The sequence below is a fragment of the Chloroflexia bacterium SDU3-3 genome (assembly GCA_009268125.1).
In the GTDB taxonomy this organism is placed as follows: domain Bacteria; phylum Chloroflexota; class Chloroflexia; order Chloroflexales; family Roseiflexaceae; genus SDU3-3.
This window is the reverse complement of sequence record WBOU01000004.1, coordinates 1-18,239: the sequence shown is the minus strand read 5'-3', so window position 1 is coordinate 18,239 and position 18,239 is coordinate 1. Positions and strand designations below refer to the sequence as shown.

At 67.8% G+C, this 18,239-nt stretch carries 18 protein-coding genes, 3 tRNA genes, 1 other RNA gene and 1 pseudogene; 4 read left to right on the top strand and 19 right to left on the bottom strand.

Features of this window, described 5'->3' with window-relative positions:
* Positions 1-252 precede the first annotated feature (252 nt).
* The 9 genes from F8S13_07420 to F8S13_07380 all read right to left on the bottom strand — a co-directional run bounded on the left by F8S13_07420 (position 253) and on the right by F8S13_07380 (position 6,911).
* Positions 253-810 carry a hypothetical protein gene (locus F8S13_07420; GenBank protein KAB8143731.1) on the bottom strand — a complete coding sequence of 186 codons (558 nt, stop codon included), beginning with the start codon at positions 808-810 and terminating at the stop codon, positions 253-255.
* Positions 811-1,312: 502 nt separating this feature from the next.
* Positions 1,313-2,461: a hypothetical protein gene (locus F8S13_07415; protein ID KAB8143730.1), complete on the bottom strand. Its 1,149-nt coding sequence runs from the start codon at positions 2,459-2,461 to the stop codon at positions 1,313-1,315.
* Entirely contained in the window at positions 2,458-3,390 is a 933-nt protein-coding gene (locus tag F8S13_07410) for a hypothetical protein (GenBank protein KAB8143729.1), read from the bottom strand. Before F8S13_07410 ends, F8S13_07415 begins: the two co-directional genes overlap by 4 nt.
* Positions 3,391-3,410: 20 nt before the next feature.
* Positions 3,411-4,349: a hypothetical protein gene (locus F8S13_07405; GenBank protein ID KAB8143728.1), complete on the bottom strand. Its 939-nt coding sequence runs from the start codon at positions 4,347-4,349 to the stop codon at positions 3,411-3,413.
* A gap of 68 nt (positions 4,350-4,417) precedes the next feature.
* On the bottom strand, positions 4,418-5,797 hold the full coding sequence (locus F8S13_07400; GenBank protein ID KAB8143727.1) for an SDR family NAD(P)-dependent oxidoreductase: 1,380 nt from the start codon (positions 5,795-5,797) through the stop codon (positions 4,418-4,420).
* 62 nt (positions 5,798-5,859) lie between these two features.
* Positions 5,860-5,931: transfer RNA gene (locus tag F8S13_07395), tRNA-Asp, on the bottom strand.
* A 46-nt stretch (positions 5,932-5,977) separates the two neighbouring features.
* Positions 5,978-6,050 (bottom strand) — tRNA-Cys (locus tag F8S13_07390).
* Between the two features lie 16 nt (positions 6,051-6,066).
* Positions 6,067-6,138, bottom strand: a tRNA-Met gene (locus F8S13_07385).
* Positions 6,139-6,242: 104 nt separating this feature from the next.
* Positions 6,243-6,911 carry a GntR family transcriptional regulator gene (locus F8S13_07380; protein ID KAB8143726.1) on the bottom strand — a complete coding sequence of 223 codons (669 nt, stop codon included), beginning with the start codon at positions 6,909-6,911 and terminating at the stop codon, positions 6,243-6,245.
* A 68-nt stretch (positions 6,912-6,979) separates the two neighbouring features.
* Here F8S13_07380 and F8S13_07375 point away from each other — a divergent pair, with 68 nt between their 5' ends.
* Complete coding sequence (locus F8S13_07375; protein ID KAB8143725.1) at positions 6,980-7,393, top strand: DUF2000 domain-containing protein; 414 nt, start codon at positions 6,980-6,982, stop codon at positions 7,391-7,393.
* Positions 7,394-7,508: 115 nt separating this feature from the next.
* On the opposite strand, the gene F8S13_07370 is transcribed toward F8S13_07375, so the two are convergent.
* Positions 7,509-8,336, bottom strand: coding sequence for a TIGR02452 family protein (locus tag F8S13_07370; protein KAB8143724.1), 828 nt, complete (start codon positions 8,334-8,336; stop codon positions 7,509-7,511).
* Positions 8,337-8,409: 73 nt separating this feature from the next.
* Here F8S13_07370 and F8S13_07365 point away from each other — a divergent pair, with 73 nt between their 5' ends.
* Positions 8,410-9,114 carry a hypothetical protein gene (locus F8S13_07365; protein KAB8143723.1) on the top strand — a complete coding sequence of 235 codons (705 nt, stop codon included), beginning with the start codon at positions 8,410-8,412 and terminating at the stop codon, positions 9,112-9,114.
* Positions 9,115-9,163: 49 nt separating this feature from the next.
* Here F8S13_07365 and ssrA read toward each other — a convergent pair.
* The 7 genes and pseudogenes from ssrA to F8S13_07330 all read right to left on the bottom strand — a co-directional run bounded on the left by ssrA (position 9,164) and on the right by F8S13_07330 (position 13,770).
* Positions 9,164-9,529: a transfer-messenger RNA gene (ssrA, locus tag F8S13_07360) on the bottom strand.
* Positions 9,530-9,571: 42 nt separating this feature from the next.
* On the bottom strand, positions 9,572-10,327 hold the full coding sequence (locus F8S13_07355) for a class I SAM-dependent methyltransferase (protein KAB8143722.1): 756 nt from the start codon (positions 10,325-10,327) through the stop codon (positions 9,572-9,574).
* On the bottom strand, positions 10,324-10,788 hold the full coding sequence (locus tag F8S13_07350; protein KAB8143721.1) for a hypothetical protein: 465 nt from the start codon (positions 10,786-10,788) through the stop codon (positions 10,324-10,326). Before F8S13_07350 ends, F8S13_07355 begins: the two co-directional genes overlap by 4 nt.
* Before the next feature lie 10 nt (positions 10,789-10,798).
* Positions 10,799-11,473 (bottom strand): thiamine diphosphokinase, encoded by a 675-nt coding sequence (locus tag F8S13_07345; GenBank protein KAB8143720.1) that lies wholly within the window; start codon positions 11,471-11,473, stop codon positions 10,799-10,801.
* Between the two features lie 3 nt (positions 11,474-11,476).
* On the bottom strand, positions 11,477-11,767 hold the full coding sequence (locus F8S13_07340; protein KAB8143719.1) for a thiamine-binding protein: 291 nt from the start codon (positions 11,765-11,767) through the stop codon (positions 11,477-11,479).
* 616 nt (positions 11,768-12,383) lie between these two features.
* A pseudogene (locus F8S13_07335) lies at positions 12,384-12,848 on the bottom strand (hypothetical protein).
* Positions 12,841-13,770, bottom strand: coding sequence for a UV damage endonuclease UvsE (locus F8S13_07330; GenBank protein ID KAB8143718.1), 930 nt, complete (start codon positions 13,768-13,770; stop codon positions 12,841-12,843). The pseudogene F8S13_07335 and the gene F8S13_07330 overlap by 8 nt, the downstream one beginning before the upstream one ends.
* A gap of 179 nt (positions 13,771-13,949) precedes the next feature.
* Here F8S13_07330 and F8S13_07325 point away from each other — a divergent pair, with 179 nt between their 5' ends.
* Together F8S13_07325 and F8S13_07320 are read left to right on the top strand one after the other, a co-directional pair.
* Complete coding sequence (locus F8S13_07325; GenBank protein ID KAB8143717.1) at positions 13,950-14,777, top strand: metallophosphoesterase family protein; 828 nt, start codon at positions 13,950-13,952, stop codon at positions 14,775-14,777.
* Complete coding sequence (locus F8S13_07320) at positions 14,713-15,606, top strand: DMT family transporter (GenBank protein KAB8143716.1); 894 nt, start codon at positions 14,713-14,715, stop codon at positions 15,604-15,606. The genes F8S13_07325 and F8S13_07320 overlap by 65 nt, the downstream gene beginning before the upstream one ends.
* Here the strand turns inward: F8S13_07320 and F8S13_07315 are convergent.
* Together F8S13_07315 and F8S13_07310 are read right to left on the bottom strand one after the other, a co-directional pair.
* Positions 15,603-16,592: a GDP-L-fucose synthase gene (locus F8S13_07315; protein ID KAB8143715.1), complete on the bottom strand. Its 990-nt coding sequence runs from the start codon at positions 16,590-16,592 to the stop codon at positions 15,603-15,605. The two genes, F8S13_07320 and F8S13_07315, sit on opposite strands and share 4 nt — an antisense overlap.
* Before the next feature lie 166 nt (positions 16,593-16,758).
* Positions 16,759-17,889: a glycosyltransferase family 2 protein gene (locus F8S13_07310; GenBank protein ID KAB8143714.1), complete on the bottom strand. Its 1,131-nt coding sequence runs from the start codon at positions 17,887-17,889 to the stop codon at positions 16,759-16,761.
* Positions 17,890-18,239 lie beyond the last annotated feature (350 nt).

The window sequence follows — 18,239 nt, the reverse complement described above, 5'->3', positions numbered from 1 at the left end:
CGGGTGCGGTGCTATTTGGGGCATCATGAATAAGGGCAGGGATCAGGAATGGAAATTGGGTCGAGCCTAATCCATCGATATTGCTGCATTCCACAATGCCGTAGGGGCGGATCTCGTGCCCGCCCGCTATGGTTTATTGGGTGCATTGACTCATCGTGTGGCATCCGATGCATACAATGCACTGTGGGCGGACATAAAATCCGCCCCTATAACTGTGGGGTTGCATCGTGATCATTGAGTGAGTTCTGCCCGCTACTCCTCCTTGGTGGGCAGCCGGGTGGCCTTGCCGTGCGGCTCGCGCGCGATGATCTGGCCCTCCCAGCGCTCCTGCACCAGGGCGGCGCAGGCCTCCGGCAGCGCCTCGCCGGAGAGCGCCATGGCGGGCAGGTCGGTGCCCACGCATGCGGGCTGGTCCAGCTCGGCCAGGGCCAGCAGCTCCTCCAGATCCTCGCCCTCGGCGTCGGCGGCGAAGGGGTTCACCACGCTGTCGACCACGATGCGCACAAACAGGATCTGCGGGTCGGCCCCCAGCACGTTGCGGCAGTAGGCCTCGCTCAGGTCGGCGCTATCCGGGTCGAGCAGCCGCACCTGGTCGCGCTCGTCGGCAGCGATGACCTGGGCGCGGGCGAAGATCGCCGGGCTGCCCTGCTCGCCCGCCACCACGATAAAGGCCGTGTCGCCCACGGCGATCTTGCGGTTTGCGCCGCATGGCCAGCGGTCGGTCCACTGCTCACCATCCAGTGCCGACTCGAACATGTCGAAGATATCGTAGAATAGCCCGTGTGGGTCGCTCAGCAGTCGCACGCTCATGTGGGCCTCCTTGCGCATAGCGCTGTGTGCTTTTCGGGTGGGGTCGAGATAGGTCGACCGTAGGCAATGCTTGCAGCGTTGCCCGGTCGGGCCGACCGTTGGCGCTTCGATGATAATGGTTCCTCGTGATTGGTTGTGTGTGCCCTACGCGGGGTTCATAGGGGCTGGCCCCTATGAACCCCGCGAGGGGACGATGCCCCCTTCGAACCCCCAATTTTAGGCGTTCCAGTGCCATTTCCTGGCTGCTGGTGTTCGTGCATATGGCCATCAAAACTTCTGCGGCACCTTCGCCGCATGGGCCGGGTGGGGAGGGCTGGCCCATCGCCATTTTCTATTACCGTTTGTTTCCTTGGTGTCTTGGTGGTAAAAATCTTTCGCGTCTTAGTGATGAATCGCTTCTTTCATCCCCTTCGTGCCTTCGCGTCTTCGTGGTTAACGGTTTCCCCTTCTTGGCGTCTTGGAGCCTTGGTGGTACATCGTTCTGCCCTTCGCGCCTTCGTGGTTAGCGGCTCTCCTCCCCCAGCGCGGCCAGCAGCTCGGCGGTGTAGGTGTCGTGCCCCTGGTGGGTGATGCCGGGCAGCAGGTCGCCAAACGCGTTGATCTCCAGCACGGCGTGGCGGCGGAAGTCGGGCGCGATCAGCAGGTCGACCCCGGCGTGCAGGCTGCGCGGGAAGCAGGCCGCCGCCCGCTGGCAGGCGGCCATGGCGGCGGCCCAGGCCGCGCCGCCCATGCGCTCAGCCACCGCGCCCGCGTCGCCCCGGCTGTTCAGCAGGTGCAGGTTGGTCATGGGGCTGCGGCTCATGCGGGCCACCGTGTGGCGGGCCTGGCCTGCCACCACCAGCACGCGCATGTCGAAGGCCATGCCCGCCATGCCCGCCTTGGGCAGCCACTGCTCCACGTGGGCGCGGTGGCGGCACAGCGCGTCGATCAGCGCCGCGATCTCGCGCTGGTCGCGGTAGCTGCGGATGCGGCGGCTGTTGAACAGGCGGATCGCGCCATCGCCGCCGCGCTGCATCTCCACCGTGGTGGTGGCCATGTGCTGCCCGCCGCCCACCTGGTAGGCCACCACGCCCGACGCGCTGGAGCCGTGGGCCAACTTCACAAACACGCGGGGGCAGCGCTCGCGGGCCATGGCCTCGGACAGCTCGTCGTAGCAGCGCGGCGTGCCCAGGGTGCGGGGCACGGCCACCTGGGCGGCCAGCATGCGGCGGTGGCTCTCGGGCTTGTCGAACATGGCGGCGATGTCGTCGGGGTCGGCCATGGCGCGGTGGGGCGGGCACGCTGCGATCTGGCGCTTCAGCAGGGCCAGCGCGGCCAGCAGGCCGTGGTACCACTGGCGGGGCAGCAGGATCTCGCCCTTCTCGTGGGCCAGCGCGGCCAGCTGCCGGGCGTCCATATGCGCGAACGCGCCCTCCTCGGCGGCGGCCCGCGCGCCTGCGGCCAGCAGCAGCCGCTCGACCTCGTCATCCTTCCCCGGCGACTCGATGCGCAGCAGGTCGCCTGCGCACATGTGCTGGGCCAGCTCGGCGCGACCCTGCAGCAGGTCGGCGTAGCTCACCAGCGCGGCGGGCGGCATGCCCAGCCCGGCCAGCGCGGCCTGGAGCAGCTCCACCCGCCTGCTGCCGGGGTTGCCGACGACCACCACCTTCATTCGCTTACCGCCACGTAGCGCCACAGCTCGCCGCTGTGGTTGTAGGGCTTCTGCTGATCGCTGACATCCACCTGCGGCCCGAGCTTGGACAGCTGCTCCATCATCGCGTCGGAGCAGTAGTGGTGGTGCAGATCGAGCTTCTGCAGCTTGGCGATGACGGGGCTTTCCAGCAAGGCCTGCGCGCCCGCGTCGGTGAGCGTGCCGAGCGAGAGATCCAGCACCTGGATGCGCTGGGTGATCGGCGCGCTGGCCACCAGCGGGGCGATCTGGTCCACGATCTCGCTGTCGCGCAGGCCCAGGTAGCGCAGCTTGGGGAAGCCCTGGCCTGCCAGCAGCGGGGCCACATCCTCGGGCGCGCTGGTGCCGCCGTAGCGCTCGGTGCCCAGCCATAGCTCTAGGTGCTCCAGCGCGGGCATGTCGGCGGCGCAGCAGGCTCGCGCCACATCGCCCGGCAGCCCGCCCGTCTCCACGATCAGCGTCTTCAGGCTGGCGTGGCGGATGCTGCCCACCGCCAGGCCGCCGCCGCCGCGCACCCGCAGGTACTCCAGCTTCGGGAGCGCGCCAAACAGCGGCGAGATGTCGGTCTGCTGGATCCACGAGATCTCGCACTCCTCGCCGGTGATGTCGCCGAAAAACAGGGCGCGCAGGTTGGGCAGACGCTCGCTGGCGCTCACCAACGCCTCGACTATGGCCTCGGAAGCGCCGTTATCGAAAGCCTCTTCCCAGCATCCCACCACCATGCCCTGGATCTGCTCGTTTGGCACGCTGTCGAGCAAGCTGGCGAAGACATCGACCCAGGTGAGGCCTTCCTCGGCTTGGTCGTAGTCGATGCGGATGGCGTAGGCCACACCATCGCAGCCTGGCTCGTCGGGGTTCCACTCGGTGACGGGCAGCCCGTCGATAGTGTCTGCGTGCTCGTAGATGGTCACTGGCCCCTCCTTGGCTCTCGCTACTCGCTTACCGCCACGTAGCGCCACACATCGCCGTCGCCGTCGTCGTCGGTCTCTTCTTGATCGTCCAGGTCGACCTCCGGCCCGAGCTTGGCCAGCCGCTCCATCATCGCATCCGAGCAGTAGTGGTGGTGCAGGTCGAGCTTCTGCAGTTTGGCCACGGCGGGGCTTTCGAGCAGGGCCTGCGCACCCGCGTCGGTGAGCGTGCCCAGCGAGAGATCCAGCACCTGGATGCGCTCGACAATCGGCGCGCTGGCCACCAGCGGGGCGATCTGGTCCACGATCTCGCTGTCGCGCAGGCCCAGGTAGCGCAGGCTGGGGAAGCCCTGCCCGGCCAGCAGCGGGGCCACATCTTCGGGCGTGGCGTCGCCGCCGTACTCGGCGGTGCCCAGCCAGATCTCCAGGTGCTCCAGCGCGGGCAGGTCGGCGGCGCAGCAGGCCCGCACCACTGCGCTGGGCAGGCCGCCCGCCTCCACGATCAGCGTCTTCAGGCTGGCGTGGCGGATGCTGCCTACCGCCAGGCCGCCGCCGCCGCGCACCCGCAGGTACTCCAGCTTCGGGAACGCGCCAAACAGCGGCGAGATGTCGGTCTGCTGGATCCACGAGATCTCGCACTCCTCGCCGGTGATGTCGCCGAAAAACAGGGCGCGCAGGTTGGGCAGCTGCTCGCTGGCGCTCACCAGCGCCTCCACGATCGCCTCCGCTGCGCCATTGGCGTCGTAGGCCTCCTCCCAGCAGCCCACCACCATGCCCTGGATCTGCTCGCCGGGCACGGCCTCTAGCAGCCCGGCGAAGGTGTCTACCCAGGTCGCGCCGCGCACTCCATCGTCGTAGTCGAGTGCGATCGAGTAGGCCTCGCCGGTCAGGTCTGGCTTCTCCGCATCCCAGGCGGTGATGCGGATGCCGTCGATCGTGTCGGGGTGCTCGTAGATTCCCATGTGTGTTGCTCCTTGGCTGAATGACGGCCAAAATCTAGCATGGCCCTGTGTCAGCTAGGGTCACAGGGCTACCAGGGGAAGGGGCGGAAGTCCTTGAGAAAGTGGCCGTAGAGCGGCGTCTCGGCGCTGCCCACGCCCTGGGCGATCGGGTCGTAGATGCGGGCCATGCCGTCGATATTGTCCAGCGGCGGGGTGAAGCCGCTGCGCTCGATGATGCGGTCGCGCTTCTCGGCGGGGTTCTCGTCCGTCACCCAGCCGGTGTCCACGCTGTTCATGTAGATGCCGTCCTGGGCATAGTCGGCGGCGGATGTGCGGGTGAGCATGTTCAGCGCGGCCTTGGCCATGTTGGTGTGGGGGTGGTAGACCGTCTTGCTCGCGCGGCTGAACTGGCCCTCCATGGCCGAGACATGCACCACGAAGCGGCGGGCGTGCGGCGAGCGCAGCATCAGCGGCTTGAGCTGGGCGGCCAGCACGAACGGCGCGATGGCGTTGACCAGCTGCACCTCTAGCAGCTCCACCGTGCCCACCTGGTCGAGCCGCAGCACCCAGCTGTTGGTGGGCGTGTGGTCTACCTGCTGCCCATCCAGGTCCAGCAGGCCCTCGGGGAAGTAGTCGCGCAGGGCGGGCAGCGCGCCCTGGTAGCCCGGCGTGGCCTCCAGCAGCGGCGCGCTGGGCATGGGCGCGGCGGGCAGCAGCGGCGCGACATGCGCGGGCGCTGGCTTGCCCTCCTGCTCCAGCAGGTGGCGGTAGAACCCGGCGGGGCGCTTGATCGTCTGCGCGGCGTTGTTGATCAGGATGTCGAGCGCTGGCTCGCTGGCGGCCAGGTGGCGCGCGAAGGCCTCGACGGTGGGGATGTGGCGCAGGTCGAGCGCGTAGATCTGCAGCCGCCCGGCCCATGCCTCGAAGTCGGCCTCGGCGGCGAAGCGCATCGCCGCGCTCTGCGGGAAGCGCGTGGTCACGATCACCCGCGCGCCGTCGCGCAGTAGCCGCAGCGCCACCTCGTAGCCGATCTTCACCCGCCCGCCGGTGACCAGCGCGACCCGGCCCGCGAGGTCGGCGCGCTGGTGGCGCTTGGCGTAGTTCAGCGCCGCGCACTCGGGGCAGAGCATATGGTAGAAGAAGTGCACCTGGGTGAACGGGCGCTTGCAGCAGTAGCAGGGGCGCGCGGCGTGCAGCGTGGCGGGCTGGCTCGGCTGCGGCGCGGGCAGCGCGGGCGGCCCGAGCTGAAGCTGGTGCCTGCGCATCTGGGCCGTGCCCAGCGCGGCGCTGTCCTGCGCGGTGCGCTCGGCGGCGCGGGCGGCGCGCTGCTGGCGCTTGCCCACCTGGTGGATCTTGGCCACCAGGGCCTTGAAGCGCTCGTGCTCGTTGATCATGGCCGGGTCGTCGGCCACGGCCTGCAGCACCCGCAGGCATGTCGCTAGCTCATCCTGGCTGAAGGGGTAGGTCATCGTCGCTCGCTCGCTCGTGCTGGTATGGCTGCGCCTTTTGCCTGGGCGCGGTCCCCAGGGGGAGGGGCCGGAAGGACTTGAACCTCCACGCTCCACCTTGACATGGTGGCGTTCTTCCCTTGAACTACAGCCCCCTAGATACTACCTTAGGGCGGGATGATCGCTAGGCTCCCGCGAGGGAGGGGCTAGGAGGACTTGAACCTCCACCCATACGCTTTTGCAGAGCGCTGCTCTTCCTTTGAGCTATAGCCCCGTATGTGTCGATTGGGCGGGACGCGGGGGACTCGAACCCCCACCCCTCGGGTTATGAACCCGCCGCTCTTCCTTTGAGCTACCGTCCCAGCGGGAGGGGCTGGAAGGACTCGAACCTTCACCCTTTCGCCTGAGCAAGGCAATTGTTCTTCCGTTGAGCTACGGCCCCGTGAGGCGAGGCAAGTATAGCATGCTAGCGCGGGATACGCACCTGGGCGCTGTATCTGGCCACCACCTCGCCCGCGTGGCGCAGGTGCTCGGCCAGTGCCTGCGTGGCCTGGGCGGCGTCGCCCGAGCGGCAGGCGGCCAGCAGGGCGCGGTGCTCGGCCTGGCAGCCTGCGCGGTAGTCGCTGGGGCGGTGGGCCAGGTAGTAGAAGTGGTTTACGCGCCGTCGCAGCGCGGCGATCAGCTCCAGCAGCTGCGGGCGCTGGGCGGGCTGGTAGAGGATGGCGTGCAGCTCCTCGTCCAGCTGGCTCCAGGTCGCGCTGTCCTCGGCCTCATCTAGCAGGGCCACGCGCTGCTCGGCCTGGCGCATGTCGTAGGGGATGTGGTTTGGCAGGGCCAGCCGCAGCGCCTCGCACTCCAGCAGGGCGCGGATCTCGTACAGCTCGCGGATGCTCTCGGGGGCGGGGATGGTGACATACGCGCCTCTGCTGGGGTAGATCTTCACCAGACCCTCGGCCTCCAGCAGGCGCAGCGCCTCGCGCACAGGGATGCGGCTGGCCGCGAAGCGCGCCGCGATCTCCTCCTGGCGCAGCGGCTCGCCCACGCCGATCATGCCGCCCTCGATCTCCTGCCGAATGGCGGCGGCGATGCGCTCGGCGGCAGTGGCGGGCGCGTTCTGCGATGCGAAGATTGACATATCGGGTGCTCTTTTCTACAATAGGTTTGGATTGGATACAATTTTAACATATAGCAGGAGAAGCAACCATGTCAGGCGAGACCAAGTCAGTGATCGTGGTGGATAGCGAGCTGCCGGTGGGGATTGTGGCCAACACCGTGGCCTACCTGGGCGTCACGCTCGGCCAGCGCATGGAGGACTGCCTGCGCCCCGATGTGGTGGATAGCGCGGGCCAGCCCCACACAGGCATGGCCCAGGTGGTGCTGCCCATCCTGCAGGCCCCGCGCGAGGCGCTCACCCAGATCCAGCGTCGCGCCGCCGCCGCCGAGGATGTGCTGGTGATCGGCTTTAGCAACGCCGCCCAGTCCAGCGGCCTCTACGAGGAGTACGCGGCCAAGATCGCCACCATGCCGCTGGAGGAGCTGTTCTTCCTCGGCCTCGCCATCCATGGCCCCAAGAAAGCCATCAACAAGCTCACCGGCAGCCTGCCGCTGCTACGGTAGCGGTTTTTCAAACCTTCGTATCGTCGCACCTTCGTGGCTAGGGTTGCCCATGTTCAAAATCTTGGAGTCTTGGTGGTAAAAAGGTCTTCGCCTTCGCGCCTTCGCGTCTTCGTGGTTAACGTTGCCCTCCAAACGCCCGCTCGAACGGCCCGATGAAGCGCCGCTCCGCCGAGGAGTCGAGCACGGCGAACACCACCTGGGCGAACGCGCCCCGGAACGGCCCGGCCAGCGCCTGGGCGAACATGTTCGCCACCGCCGCCGGGTCGTTGCGGAACACCCCGCAGCCCCATGCCCCCAGCACCAGGGCCGGGCAGCCGTGGGCTGCGGCCACCGCCAGCACGCGGCCCACCCGCTCGCGCATGGCCGCCGCTATCTCCGGCCCGCGCTGGGGCGCGCGATCCAGCACCACCCCGGCGTTCACGGCGGGCGCGGTGATGAAGTCCACCAGATACGGTGTGTCGAGCAGCAAGCCCGCCGCGTCGCGGAACACCGGCACATCGGGCGAGTAGATCAGGCTGCTGGTGTAGAGCGCGTCGCTCATGTGGCGGTGGCGCTCGTACATCGGGTCGCCCTCGATGCAGGGCACCAGCGCCGAGGCCCGCGCCAGCGACTCCTCCTGGGCGCGGGCACCACCCAGCCAGCCGCCGCCGGGGTTGCGCGCCGAGGCGAAGTTCAGCACGGCGCAGCGCCTACCGCTGGCCACCAGCCCCTGCGCCGCCGCCAGCGTGCTCTCGTTCACCACCCGAATGCTCGTCGGGTGATCCCCCGGCTGGGCGGCGGGCAGCGCGCGCTCGGCGGGGTACGATTCGGTCGCCGCCCTGGCGCGCTCGATCAGTGGGCGCAGCTCCACATCCGCCCCGCCCGGGCTGCGATAGCCGCCCTGGCGCAGGATCTCTGCCGCCTCGCGCCCCAGCGTGGCCGCGCGGTCGCGTGATGGGTACATAACGATCACCTCCCGATCTTGGGTACAATAGCGCCATATCGCCGTATCGTAGCACAAGCGCAGAGGACGCAGGATGGAGCCATATCTCGATTTTAGCGACGAGGAGATCCAGTCGCTCAACCCCAAGGGTCTGGGCAAGCTGCTGCTGGTGCGGCGCGAGATGATCTACCTCAAAAACATCATGCGGCAGGCCACCGCCGACCGCGAGCGCGCCGAGGCGCTGTTCGCCACGCTGGGGGTGGGCTGGCCCGACTACATGCGGCTCATGTCGCTGCGCATGCGCAAGGTGCTGAAGGCTCGCCGCGTCATCCCCGGCTTCGAGCGCGGCGAGCACATGGCGGCGTTTCAGGATCACGACGCGCTGGCGCTGCTGCGGCAGCACGCCCTGCCGTTCATGGCCGTGTTCGACTTCGACCGCACGCTCACCAGCAAGGCCTTCCACCCGGTGGCCAAGGATCTGCTGCGCCAGTATCAGGATGAGGGCCAGTTCTGGGTGTGCAGCGCCCACGGCCAGCCCGAGGTGCTGCTGGACTACCTGCGCAAGCACCAGCTGGCCATCCGCCAGAGCCGTGTGCGCGCCGCAGGCGGGGTGCCTGCCAAGCTCCAGCTGCTCTGGCAGCTGGCCATGTCCAGCGACCGCGCCCTGATGCTGCATTTCGACGATGAGCTGGAGACATGCACCAGCGCGCTGCTGATGGGCTACCACAGCTACCGTGTGCAGAAGCCGCCCGCCCCAGTGCTGCGGGTGGTGGGCTTCGACCGCGAGCATGTGCGCTAGGCGCAAAAAGGCGGGCAGCCCGACCGTGGTGGCCGGGCTGCCCGCTGTTTGGTGGAGATGGGGGGAATCGAACCCCCGTCCAGAAGATTTAGACGCAGGCGTCTACAAGCGTAGTCCGTTGTTTCATGTCGCTCGCGGCCACACCCCGAACAAGGCGACCTTTGAGCCATCCCGCTTATCTTAGCTCAGCTTAGCAGGCGATACACTGAGAGCAGCCCGACTGTCTGCGTTCGCTCCGCCCCATCGGGCTGAGGGCGGGCGAACGGGCTACACTAGATTAGGCAGCCATCGCGAATGCCGGAGCGGCAACGCGAGTGTTGTTCTTGTTGGCAGTTAAGCCGTTGCCCCTTTAACGAGACTGGGCGGCTCGGCTTGCAACCTACGACATCGTCCCCTGTCGAAGCCAGGCATCCCCGAATGTCGCAAGGAGTATATTATACCACGCCAGAATCGGCTGTCAAGGCTTTACCGCCACGGCCAGCATCAGCGGGCTGCTCTGGTCGTAGTCGTCTAGCTCGTAGCTGCCGTACAGCGCCTCTAGCTCCAGCCCGCAGCGGGCCAGCAGGTGCTCTAGCTCGAAGCGGTAGAGCCAGCGCATGTCGAAGGGCAGCGTGGTGCGCCGCACGAAGCCATCCACCAGCTCGTCGTAGATGAAGGTCACATGGCTGATCTGCTCGGCCATATCCACGCTCTGCGACACGAACTTCTGCACCGGCGTGCCGTCCTCCATCACAAAATCCTTGTCGAGCACCAGCTCGCCGTTCTGCCGCAGCAGCTCGCGCGGGTCGGGGTTGAACAGGTCGAGCGCCAGCACGCCGCCGGTGTCCAGCGCCTGCGCCACGCTGGCGAGCGCGGCCAGCTGGTCCTCGCTGCTGCCCAGGTGCATGAACGAGTTGATCGCCACGAAGGCCAGGTTGTACGGGCCGCCGGGCAGCGGCTGGCGCACGTCGCCGATCTCCAGCGTCACCTTCTTGCCCAGGCCCAGCGCCTCCAGCCTGCGCCGCGCCGTGGTGAGCAGCGCGGGCGAGATGTCGACGCCGGTGATAGCCACGCCCTCCTGCGCCAGCGGGGCCAGCAGCCGCCCGCTGCCGCACATCAGCTCGATGGCCGGGCCTCCGGTGCGCCGCGCCAGCGCGCGGTAGAAGGGCAGGTCGTCCAAAAAGCTGCCGTAGTCAGCGTCGTAGAAGCGCGCGAAGGCGTCGAATTCGCTCATATGCCTGCCTGTGGGGTGAGGAGGATGATAGCCAGCAGCCCGAGCAGCACCAGCCCCGCCGCGCCCACCAGCAGTACAGGCCGCGAGACCAGCGGCTCAAATGTTGGCGGCCTGGGCATGGGGCTGGGCGGCGGCAGCCGCTGCGCCGTCGGGTAGCGCGGCGCGCTGGGCGTGGGGTAGCTGGATCGCGCGGTGTACTGCGCGATGTCGGGCGCGGTGGGGCTGGATGCGTTGATCCGCCGCACCACCAGCGCGGCCACCACGCCCACCCCCACCAGCGCGGCGATGCCGCCCAGGATGAGCGGGACATTGCTGCCCATGCCCTGGATGTTCTTGAACAGCGACATGGCCGGGCGGGCCAGCACAAACACCAGGAAGATGATCGTGCCGAGCCACGAGCCTTGCTTCTGCGGCTTCTTCTTTTTCTGGTCGGGTTGACCTGACCTTGGCGCTTGTGTCATGCCCTCTCTCCTACCCGCGTTGCGCGTTCCACTGGTGCGCGCCGCCGTCGCTGTGCTGCACCACGATCAGCGCGCCCTCGCCGGTGGCCACGCCGCCCGGCGGCTCGATCAGCACGTTGCTGATGCCGCGCGCCTGGTTGGCGTAGAGCGTGGCCTGGGCCAGCGGGTAGAGCATACCATAGGTGGTCACGTTGTGCACGGCGGGGCTGAGCGGCAGCAGCGAGATGGTGTCGCCCTGCGCGCCGCCGAACTCCACGCGGGTGTGGGGCGGCACCAGGTAGAGCATCTGGCGCGGGGCCAGCAGCCGCACCCTGCGCCCGGCCAGGGCGGGGTGGGCCAGCAGCCCGATGTTGGCCAGGGTGTGGTCCCAGCGCCCGCCGAGCGCGCCCAGCACGTCGATCTGGTCCGACCCGATGGTGGCGGCGTGCAGCAGCGCCAGCTCAAGGTCGGTCTCGTCCTTCTCGCGGGCGTAGCGGCGCAGGTCGACCTTGCGGGCGGTCAGCTCGGCCTCGCTGGCCTGGTCGAGCGAGTCGAGGTCGCCGATCACCACCTGGGGCAGCACGCCCGCGCGCAGCAGGGTCTGCCCGCCGCCGTCGGCCCCGATCAGGTAGTCGGCGCTGCGCACCATGTCGAGGTAGGGCGTCAGATCGAGGTCGGGCGCGTTGGCGACGATGATGGTGTGCATAGCCTAGCGGTACTTCTCTAGCTTTTCGTCGATGCTGGTGCCCTGGGGGTTCCAGTCCACGCCGATCTGGGTGAAGATGCGCGGCGCGGCATCCAGCGCGGCCAGCTGGGCCTGCTTGACCACGGCCATCACCTCGTCGTACTCGCCCTCGATGGTGGTCTCGCTGGGGCCGACCAGGTGGACCAGGCCGGATGCCTGCACCACGGCGATCGCGCGGTCCACGGCGGCGTACACCTCGGCCTTGCCGACAAGGCCGCCCGGCAGAACTTTCAAGCTCACAGTGATCGTGGCCATAGGTCTTCCCTTTGCTGTGTTTCTGTATCCTAGCATGGTGTGTAGTAGGCGTCAAACCTCGCTGTTAGGCGGTGCGATGCCAATCGTTTTGCCACCAAGGCAACGAAAGAAAACGAATACCACGAAGGCGCGAAGACGCGAAGGGAGAGAACTGTTTACCACAAAGGTACAAAGGCACCAAGGAAAATCGATCTGCCTGCATTTGGCGAGGCCTTCCCGCTGCGGTGCAGATCATGGCCAGTAGGCATATGGGTGCACCTTCGCTGGATGGTCGAGGCCGGTGTGCTGCAATTGGGTTCCGGGGTGACGCAATTGGGTTCCGGGGTGCTGCAATTGGGTTCCGGTGTGCTGCAATTGGGTTCCGGGGTGACGCAATTGGGTTCCGGGGTGCTGCAATTGGGTTCCGGTGTGCTGCAATTGGGTTCCGGTGTGCTGCAATTGGGTTCCGGTGTGCTGCAAACGGCTTCCGGCGTGACGCAAACGGCTTCCGGCGTGACGCAAACGGCCCATCCCATCCGGCGAAGGTGCTGCGCTGGCGCACGGGTCATGATCTCTACCGTAGAGAAGGTGTGGCGTGGTGAGGCGGGCTACTTTTTTCCTTCTCTTGGGCAGTGTGGATGCTGCGGCCCGCCAGACCCGCGCCCCAGACCTCGGCGGCGGCGGCGTCCTCGGGGTGCCAGAGCTCGCGCACATCGGCGGCGCGCAGCAGCTGGCCCAGCGTGGTGGGTATGAAGCTGATGCGGCGCAGCCTGGCGCTGGGGATGGGTGCTGGCAGGGGCAGCAGCGGGCCGATGTCGTAGCGCAGGTATAGCTCAGCGGCGCGGGGGTGGCGCGGCTGGCCGGGCAGCAGCTCGGCCCTGGTGCAGGTGCGAATGCCGCGCACCTCGGCGGCCCAGCGCACCGACCAGCGCATTGGGCCGAAGCACGCGGGCAAGTAGAAGGCCAGGATGGCCGCGCCAGCGCCAGTGGGGGTGCGGCGCAGGGGGATGCGGTACCAGCCCGCGTCGCGCGCCAGCGCGAGGTCGGCGCGGCGCGGCAGGATGGCCACTAGCGCGGGGGTGGATGGCGGGTGCTCAAACATGGGGCGGCTCTTCCAGCGCGGCCACGTCGGGGGCCAGTGTGCGCAGATCGTCGCGTAGGCGCAGCAGGGCCAGGTCGGCGGCCTTGGCCTCGATCATGATGTCGAACTGGCCGAGGCCGTGGGCCTGCCGCAGCAGCGCGGCCACCTCGAAGGGGTTGAGGAAATCGGCGTGCTGGCCGCGCCGGGGCGGGATGATCTGGTCGCCCCGCCCGCCCCGGCCAGGGCGCAGGTGGGCCTCGGTGCGCTGGGTGCTCAGGTGGATCTTGGGCCGCCTGCCCGCGGGCCAGGTGGCGAGGGCTAGCCCCAGCGCCTCGTCGAGCCGCAGCCGCTGCGGGTTGTGCAGCTGGAAGTGGAGGCTGTCGAAGATCAGCGGTACGCGGCAGGTGCGGGCCAGCCACAGCAGCGCGGCGATGTCGAAGCTGTGGTCGTCGGCCTCGACGGCCACGTAGTGCCTCGCCCGCGCCGACAGCGCGGCATGGCGGGCGGCGAAGCGCGCCAGCGCCGCCTCGTGGCCGCCCTGCGCCCCGCCCACGTGCAGCACGATCACGCCGTCGGCGGCGGCCAGGGCGTCGAGCAGTGCGGCGCAGCGCTCGACCTCGGCCAGGGCGGCCTGGGCCACGGCAGCGTCGGGGGCGGCCAGCGCGGTGTGCAGGCCGGGGTGGAAGGAGAGCCGGATGCCGCACGTGCGGGCCTGCGCGCCCAGCGCGGCCCCGAGCGCGGCATCCGGCTGCGTGCCGTCGGGCGCGGCCAGCGTGTCGGGCAGGCGGTAGCCGCCTACGCCTAGCCCGCCCAGGTAGCGCAGCGCGTCGCGCAGCTGCAGCTGCTGGCTGGCCTGCGGGCCTGGCTCGCCCTCGCGCGGCTCGGTCTGGCGGCGCAGCGCGGCCCTGCCGAGGATTCGCGGGCCGATGCCGAGGCGGAACATAGGCGTGTCCTTACACGATTCCGGTACACGTTTTAGTATACGCCGCTTTGCTGCTAGGGGCAAGTGCTATACTATTGACATGGCAATGCTCCCCCGTGTGATGGCCCCGTGTTGCCCCTGGCACCGCCGCCAGCCGTGCGCGATTCTACCCTTCCTCATGCTGAATACAAGGACTAGCTGTGAAACTTGCGGTTCTCTCCGATATCCACGCCAACCTGGCCGCGCTGCGCGCCGTGGCCGATGATATCGCGCGCTGGCACCCCGATGCGGTGGTGGTGGCGGGCGATATCGTCAACCGCGGGCCGCGCTCGCGCGAGTGTCTGGCCTTCGTGCTGGAGCGCCAGCGCCAGGATGGCTGGCAGGTGCTGCGCGGCAACCACGAGCAGTATGTGATCGACATCGCGGCCAACCCTGCGCCCGCCCAGGACCTAACCGAGGCGGTCCGTGCGCACGTGCGCTGGACAGCGGCCCAGCTGGGCGACGCGGGCGTGCTGGCGGCCATGCCGACCATCATTCGGCTGGAGGCTCCCGACGGCGGCGAGGTGCGCGTGGTGCACGCCTCCATGCTGCACGACCGCGCCAACATCCTGGTGGACACGCCCGACGAGGTGCTGCGCCAGCAGATCGCGCCGCCGCCGCCGCTGTTTGTGTGCGGCCACACCCACCGCCCGCTCATCCGCAGCCTGGATGACACGCTGGTGGTGAACTGCGGCGCGGTCGGCATGCCCTTCGATGGCGACGCGCGGGCCTCCTACGCCCGCATGACCTGGCTGGGCGAGCGCTGGCACGCCGAGATCCAGCGCTTGCCCTACGACCGCGAGCGCGCCGCCGCCGACTTTGTCGACTCGGGCATGCTGGCCTGCGGGGGTGTGGCCCGCATCATCTTTGCCGAGTTCCGCACCGCCACCCCCATGCTCGCGACCTGGAAGCGCACCTACAACGATGCCGTTCTGGCGGGCGCGATCACGCCCGAGCAGTCGGTGGAGGAGTTTCTGCGTGGGCGATAGCACTGCGGCGGTTTTGGGGCTGATCTCGGCGCTTACATGGGGCGGGGGCGATTTCTGCGGTGGGCTGGCGGCGCGGCGAGTGGCGCTGCCGTGGGTGCTCACGCTCAGCGCGGCGTTTGGCATAGTCTGTCTGGTCGGGCTGGCGCTGGCCACCGGCGAGCCGCTGCCCGCCGGTGGCCAGCTGCTGTGGGCGGCTGCAGCGGGCGTGGGTGGCGCGCTGGGCCTCGCCATGCTCTACCGCGGCCTCGCGCTGGGCCAGGCGGCGGTGGTGGCCCCCACCTCGGCGGTGATCGCCGCCGCGCTGCCGGTGCTGTTTGCCGCGCTCACCGTGGCGCTGCCGGGGCCACAGCGCCTGCTCGGCTTCGCGGTGGCGCTGCTGGGCATCTGGCTGGTCTCGCAGTCGGGCGCGCGCGGCGCCTCGCCCAAGGGGCTATGGCTGGCGGTCGCCGCCGGCTGCGGCTTCGGCACCTTCTTCATCCTGATCAACCACGCGGGCGCGGCGGGCGGCACCTACTGGCCGCTGGTGGTGGCGCGCACGGTCAACCTGCTAATCAACGCCAGCACCGTGCTGGCCCAGCGCCGCCGCCTCGCGATCTCCCCGCCTGCGCTGGGCATTATCGCGCTCAGCGCGCTGCTCGATATTTTCGGGAATGTCTTCTTCGTGCTGTCCAGCCAGCTCGGCGGGCTGGATATCGCGTCGGTGCTGTCCTCGCTCTATCCAGCCTCCACCGTGCTGCTGGCCTGGGGCGTGCTGCATGAAAAGCTGCGCCGCAGCCAGCTTTTTGGCCTGCTGTGCATCCTTGCGGCCATCGTGCTGATCGTCGGCTAGGGCTGCAGCACCTGGGTTTCGGCCTTGTGCTGCTGGATGTACCAGTCGATCGTGTCGCGCAGGCCGCGCTCGAACGGCGTGGATGAGCGGAAGTCAAAGCGCGCGGCGGCCCGGCTCACATCCAGCTTGCGGCGCGGCTGGCCGTTGGGCTTCGATGTGTCCCACACGATCTTGCCCTCGTAGCCGGTCAGCCGCGCGATCAGCTCGGTCAGGTCGCGGATGCTGATCTCGAAGCTGCTGCCGATGTTCACCGGCTCGCTCTGGTTGTAGCGCTCGGCGGCCAGCGCGATCCCCTCGGCGGCATCTTCGACATACAGGAACTCGCGCGTCGGCGAGCCGTCGCCCCAGGCCTCGATGCTAGGCGCACCCTTCTCCTTGGCCTCTAGGCACTTGCGGATGATCGCTGGGATGACGTGCGAGCTGGCCGGGTCGAAGTTGTCGCGCGGGCCATAGAGGTTCACGGGCAGCAGGTAGATCGAGTTGAAGCCGTACTGCTGGCGGTAGGCCTCGCTCTGCACCAGCAGCATCTTCTTGGCCAGCCCATAGGGCGCGTTAGTCTCCTCGGGGTAGCCGTTCCACAGGTCTTCCTCGCGGAAGGGCACCGGCGTGTGCTTCGGGTAGGCGCAGACCGTGCCGATCGCCACGAACTTCTCGATCCCGGCCTTGTAGCTCTCGTGCATCAGCTGCGCGCCCATCATCAGGTTGTCGTAGAAGAACTCGGCGGGGTAGAGCTGGTTGGCCCCGATCCCGCCCACCTTGGCGGCCATGTGGATCACGATATCGGGCTTGGTATCGCGCAGCAGCCGCTGCACCGCATCCAGCTGCGTCAGATCGTACTCGCGGCTGCGCGGCACGAACACCTCGCCCGCCCCGCGCTGCCGCAGCTTCGCTACCACAAAGCTGCCCAGGAAGCCAGCGCCGCCAGCCACCACCACGCGGCGCTTGCCCCAGAATGTGCGGCTATCCGGCCATTCCTCTGTTGTCATAATAGTGCCTTCCTCAGGATCTCGAATTGCCACCACGCGGCGCGGACACCCGCGAGCGCGGCGCGAAAGGCGTGTCGCTGTGGGCGCACGCGCGGCCTCTTCTTTTCCAGCTCGACGTCTCGGCTCAAAATTATACCGACATTTTGCGCCGGGTGCGCGCTGCGGCCTAGCCCTGCTGTTCGCGCCGTACCCAGTCCTCGTAGGCGGGCGAGACCACCATAAAGCCCTGGTCGATCAGGTCATCCGCCGAGCGCAGCTGCAGCGAGCTTGGCTGGCGAATGCTGAGGTTCGGGCTGTGCTCCAGCACCTTGTGGTAGAGCCGATACTCCGCCGATCCCTGCCAGTACTGGCCCTCCTGGATGGCGCTCACGGTCTGCTCGGGCAGCGCGCTGATGAACTTGTAGTGCAGCAGCACGCAGCTAAAATCGGCCACGCGGGCATTGCGGATATCGTGGGTCGTCCCGTCGAAGGCCACCATGTCAGGCGTCATAAGCATCAGCGGGTGCTTGATCAGCAGGCATTCGGCCCCAAATAGCAGCTTGCGGATACCACCCATGTGGATTTTGATCGCCGGATTCGAGGCCGTGTTCTTGCCCGTGTAGCGCGAGCTATACTCATACTTCTCGATCGCGCTCAGGTCGTAGAACTGGTAGAAATCGGCCAGCCGATCATCCACACTGCTGCGGTGCGCCTGGAGCGCGTCGCCCGAGAACATATCGAGCATCTGCGCGACCACTGCGGTGTAGCCGTGCTGGTTGAGGTAGCGCAGCAGCTCGCGGATCGGCAGCCTGTCGGCGTGGGGGTAGTAAAAGTGCTCATCGATATCGGCGTACAGCACCCAGCCGCGCCTGCTGTAGCGCCGCACCATCGCCTCGCGCATGTCGAACTGGAACCGCTTGAACGGCAGGTCGCAGCGCAGGATCGAGACCTGCTGGTAGCGGCGGGCGATCTCAACGGTTTGATCGGAGGGCCGGTTGACTAGAAGCACTATCTGGCGTGCGCCTAGGGCGATATAGTGCTCTATGAACGATCGGACAAACAGCTCGCCATTGCGCACCAAGCATACCACCACCAGCGCATCCTCGGCGGATGCGCTAGCGGTCGGTCCCGCGATATGCCGCGTGGAAAGCTCGACCAGCCGCCGCCGCGCCGCGTAGTAGGCGGGCTGCCCTTTGACCCACGCCTTCAGAGAATTAAGAAGCTGCACGATCACCGCCGTTCGGGTTTCAAAAAGCGAAAGTCTCGGCCAAACGTGCTTTAAGCATAGCCTAGATTGTCGCAGATCGGTAGAGATGATAAAAGGCCCGCCTTACGCCGATTTGACAGCATCGCGGTGGAGTGCTATAGTACGCCTCGTTGCGAGCGGCGGTGCCGCCCGGAACCCGAACAACCAAACAGCGCCGCGCACCGAGCCGAATGGCCCGTTTGACACAAACGACCAACGGTGGTATGCTACGCCGGTTGCTCACGAGCGACCAAACGCCCGTCGGACCCACCGCCAGTCGATTTGACAAGAACGGCTGACTGTGGTAGACTAGCGAAGTTGCTCAATCAACACCCGCGACCATCTGAAGGTCTCGCCCTCGCGGCAGACCCAACAGCTACAGAGTTTCTGGCTCGACAATTTGCACCCTCGGGTGCCAGGGG

Coding starts and splice junctions, on each gene's coding strand:
- F8S13_07405 (KAB8143728.1), bottom strand. CDS start 4,349: ATGGGAATCTACGAGCACCCCGACACGATCGACGGCATCCGCATCACC.
- F8S13_07370 (KAB8143724.1), bottom strand. CDS start 8,336: ATGTACCCATCACGCGACCGCGCGGCCACGCTGGGGCGCGAGGCGGCA.
- F8S13_07375 (KAB8143725.1), top strand. CDS start 6,980: ATGTCAGGCGAGACCAAGTCAGTGATCGTGGTGGATAGCGAGCTGCCG.
- F8S13_07345 (KAB8143720.1), bottom strand. CDS start 11,473: ATGCACACCATCATCGTCGCCAACGCGCCCGACCTCGATCTGACGCCC.
- F8S13_07350 (KAB8143721.1), bottom strand. CDS start 10,788: ATGACACAAGCGCCAAGGTCAGGTCAACCCGACCAGAAAAAGAAGAAG.
- F8S13_07420 (KAB8143731.1), bottom strand. CDS start 810: ATGAGCGTGCGACTGCTGAGCGACCCACACGGGCTATTCTACGATATC.
- F8S13_07330 (KAB8143718.1), bottom strand. CDS start 13,770: ATGTTCCGCCTCGGCATCGGCCCGCGAATCCTCGGCAGGGCCGCGCTG.
- F8S13_07320 (KAB8143716.1), top strand. CDS start 14,713: ATGCCGTTCTGGCGGGCGCGATCACGCCCGAGCAGTCGGTGGAGGAGT.
- F8S13_07340 (KAB8143719.1), bottom strand. CDS start 11,767: ATGGCCACGATCACTGTGAGCTTGAAAGTTCTGCCGGGCGGCCTTGTC.
- F8S13_07400 (KAB8143727.1), bottom strand. CDS start 5,797: ATGACCTACCCCTTCAGCCAGGATGAGCTAGCGACATGCCTGCGGGTG.
- F8S13_07365 (KAB8143723.1), top strand. CDS start 8,410: ATGGAGCCATATCTCGATTTTAGCGACGAGGAGATCCAGTCGCTCAAC.
- F8S13_07380 (KAB8143726.1), bottom strand. CDS start 6,911: ATGTCAATCTTCGCATCGCAGAACGCGCCCGCCACTGCCGCCGAGCGC.
- F8S13_07315 (KAB8143715.1), bottom strand. CDS start 16,592: ATGACAACAGAGGAATGGCCGGATAGCCGCACATTCTGGGGCAAGCGC.
- F8S13_07355 (KAB8143722.1), bottom strand. CDS start 10,327: ATGAGCGAATTCGACGCCTTCGCGCGCTTCTACGACGCTGACTACGGC.
- F8S13_07415 (KAB8143730.1), bottom strand. CDS start 2,461: ATGAAGGTGGTGGTCGTCGGCAACCCCGGCAGCAGGCGGGTGGAGCTG.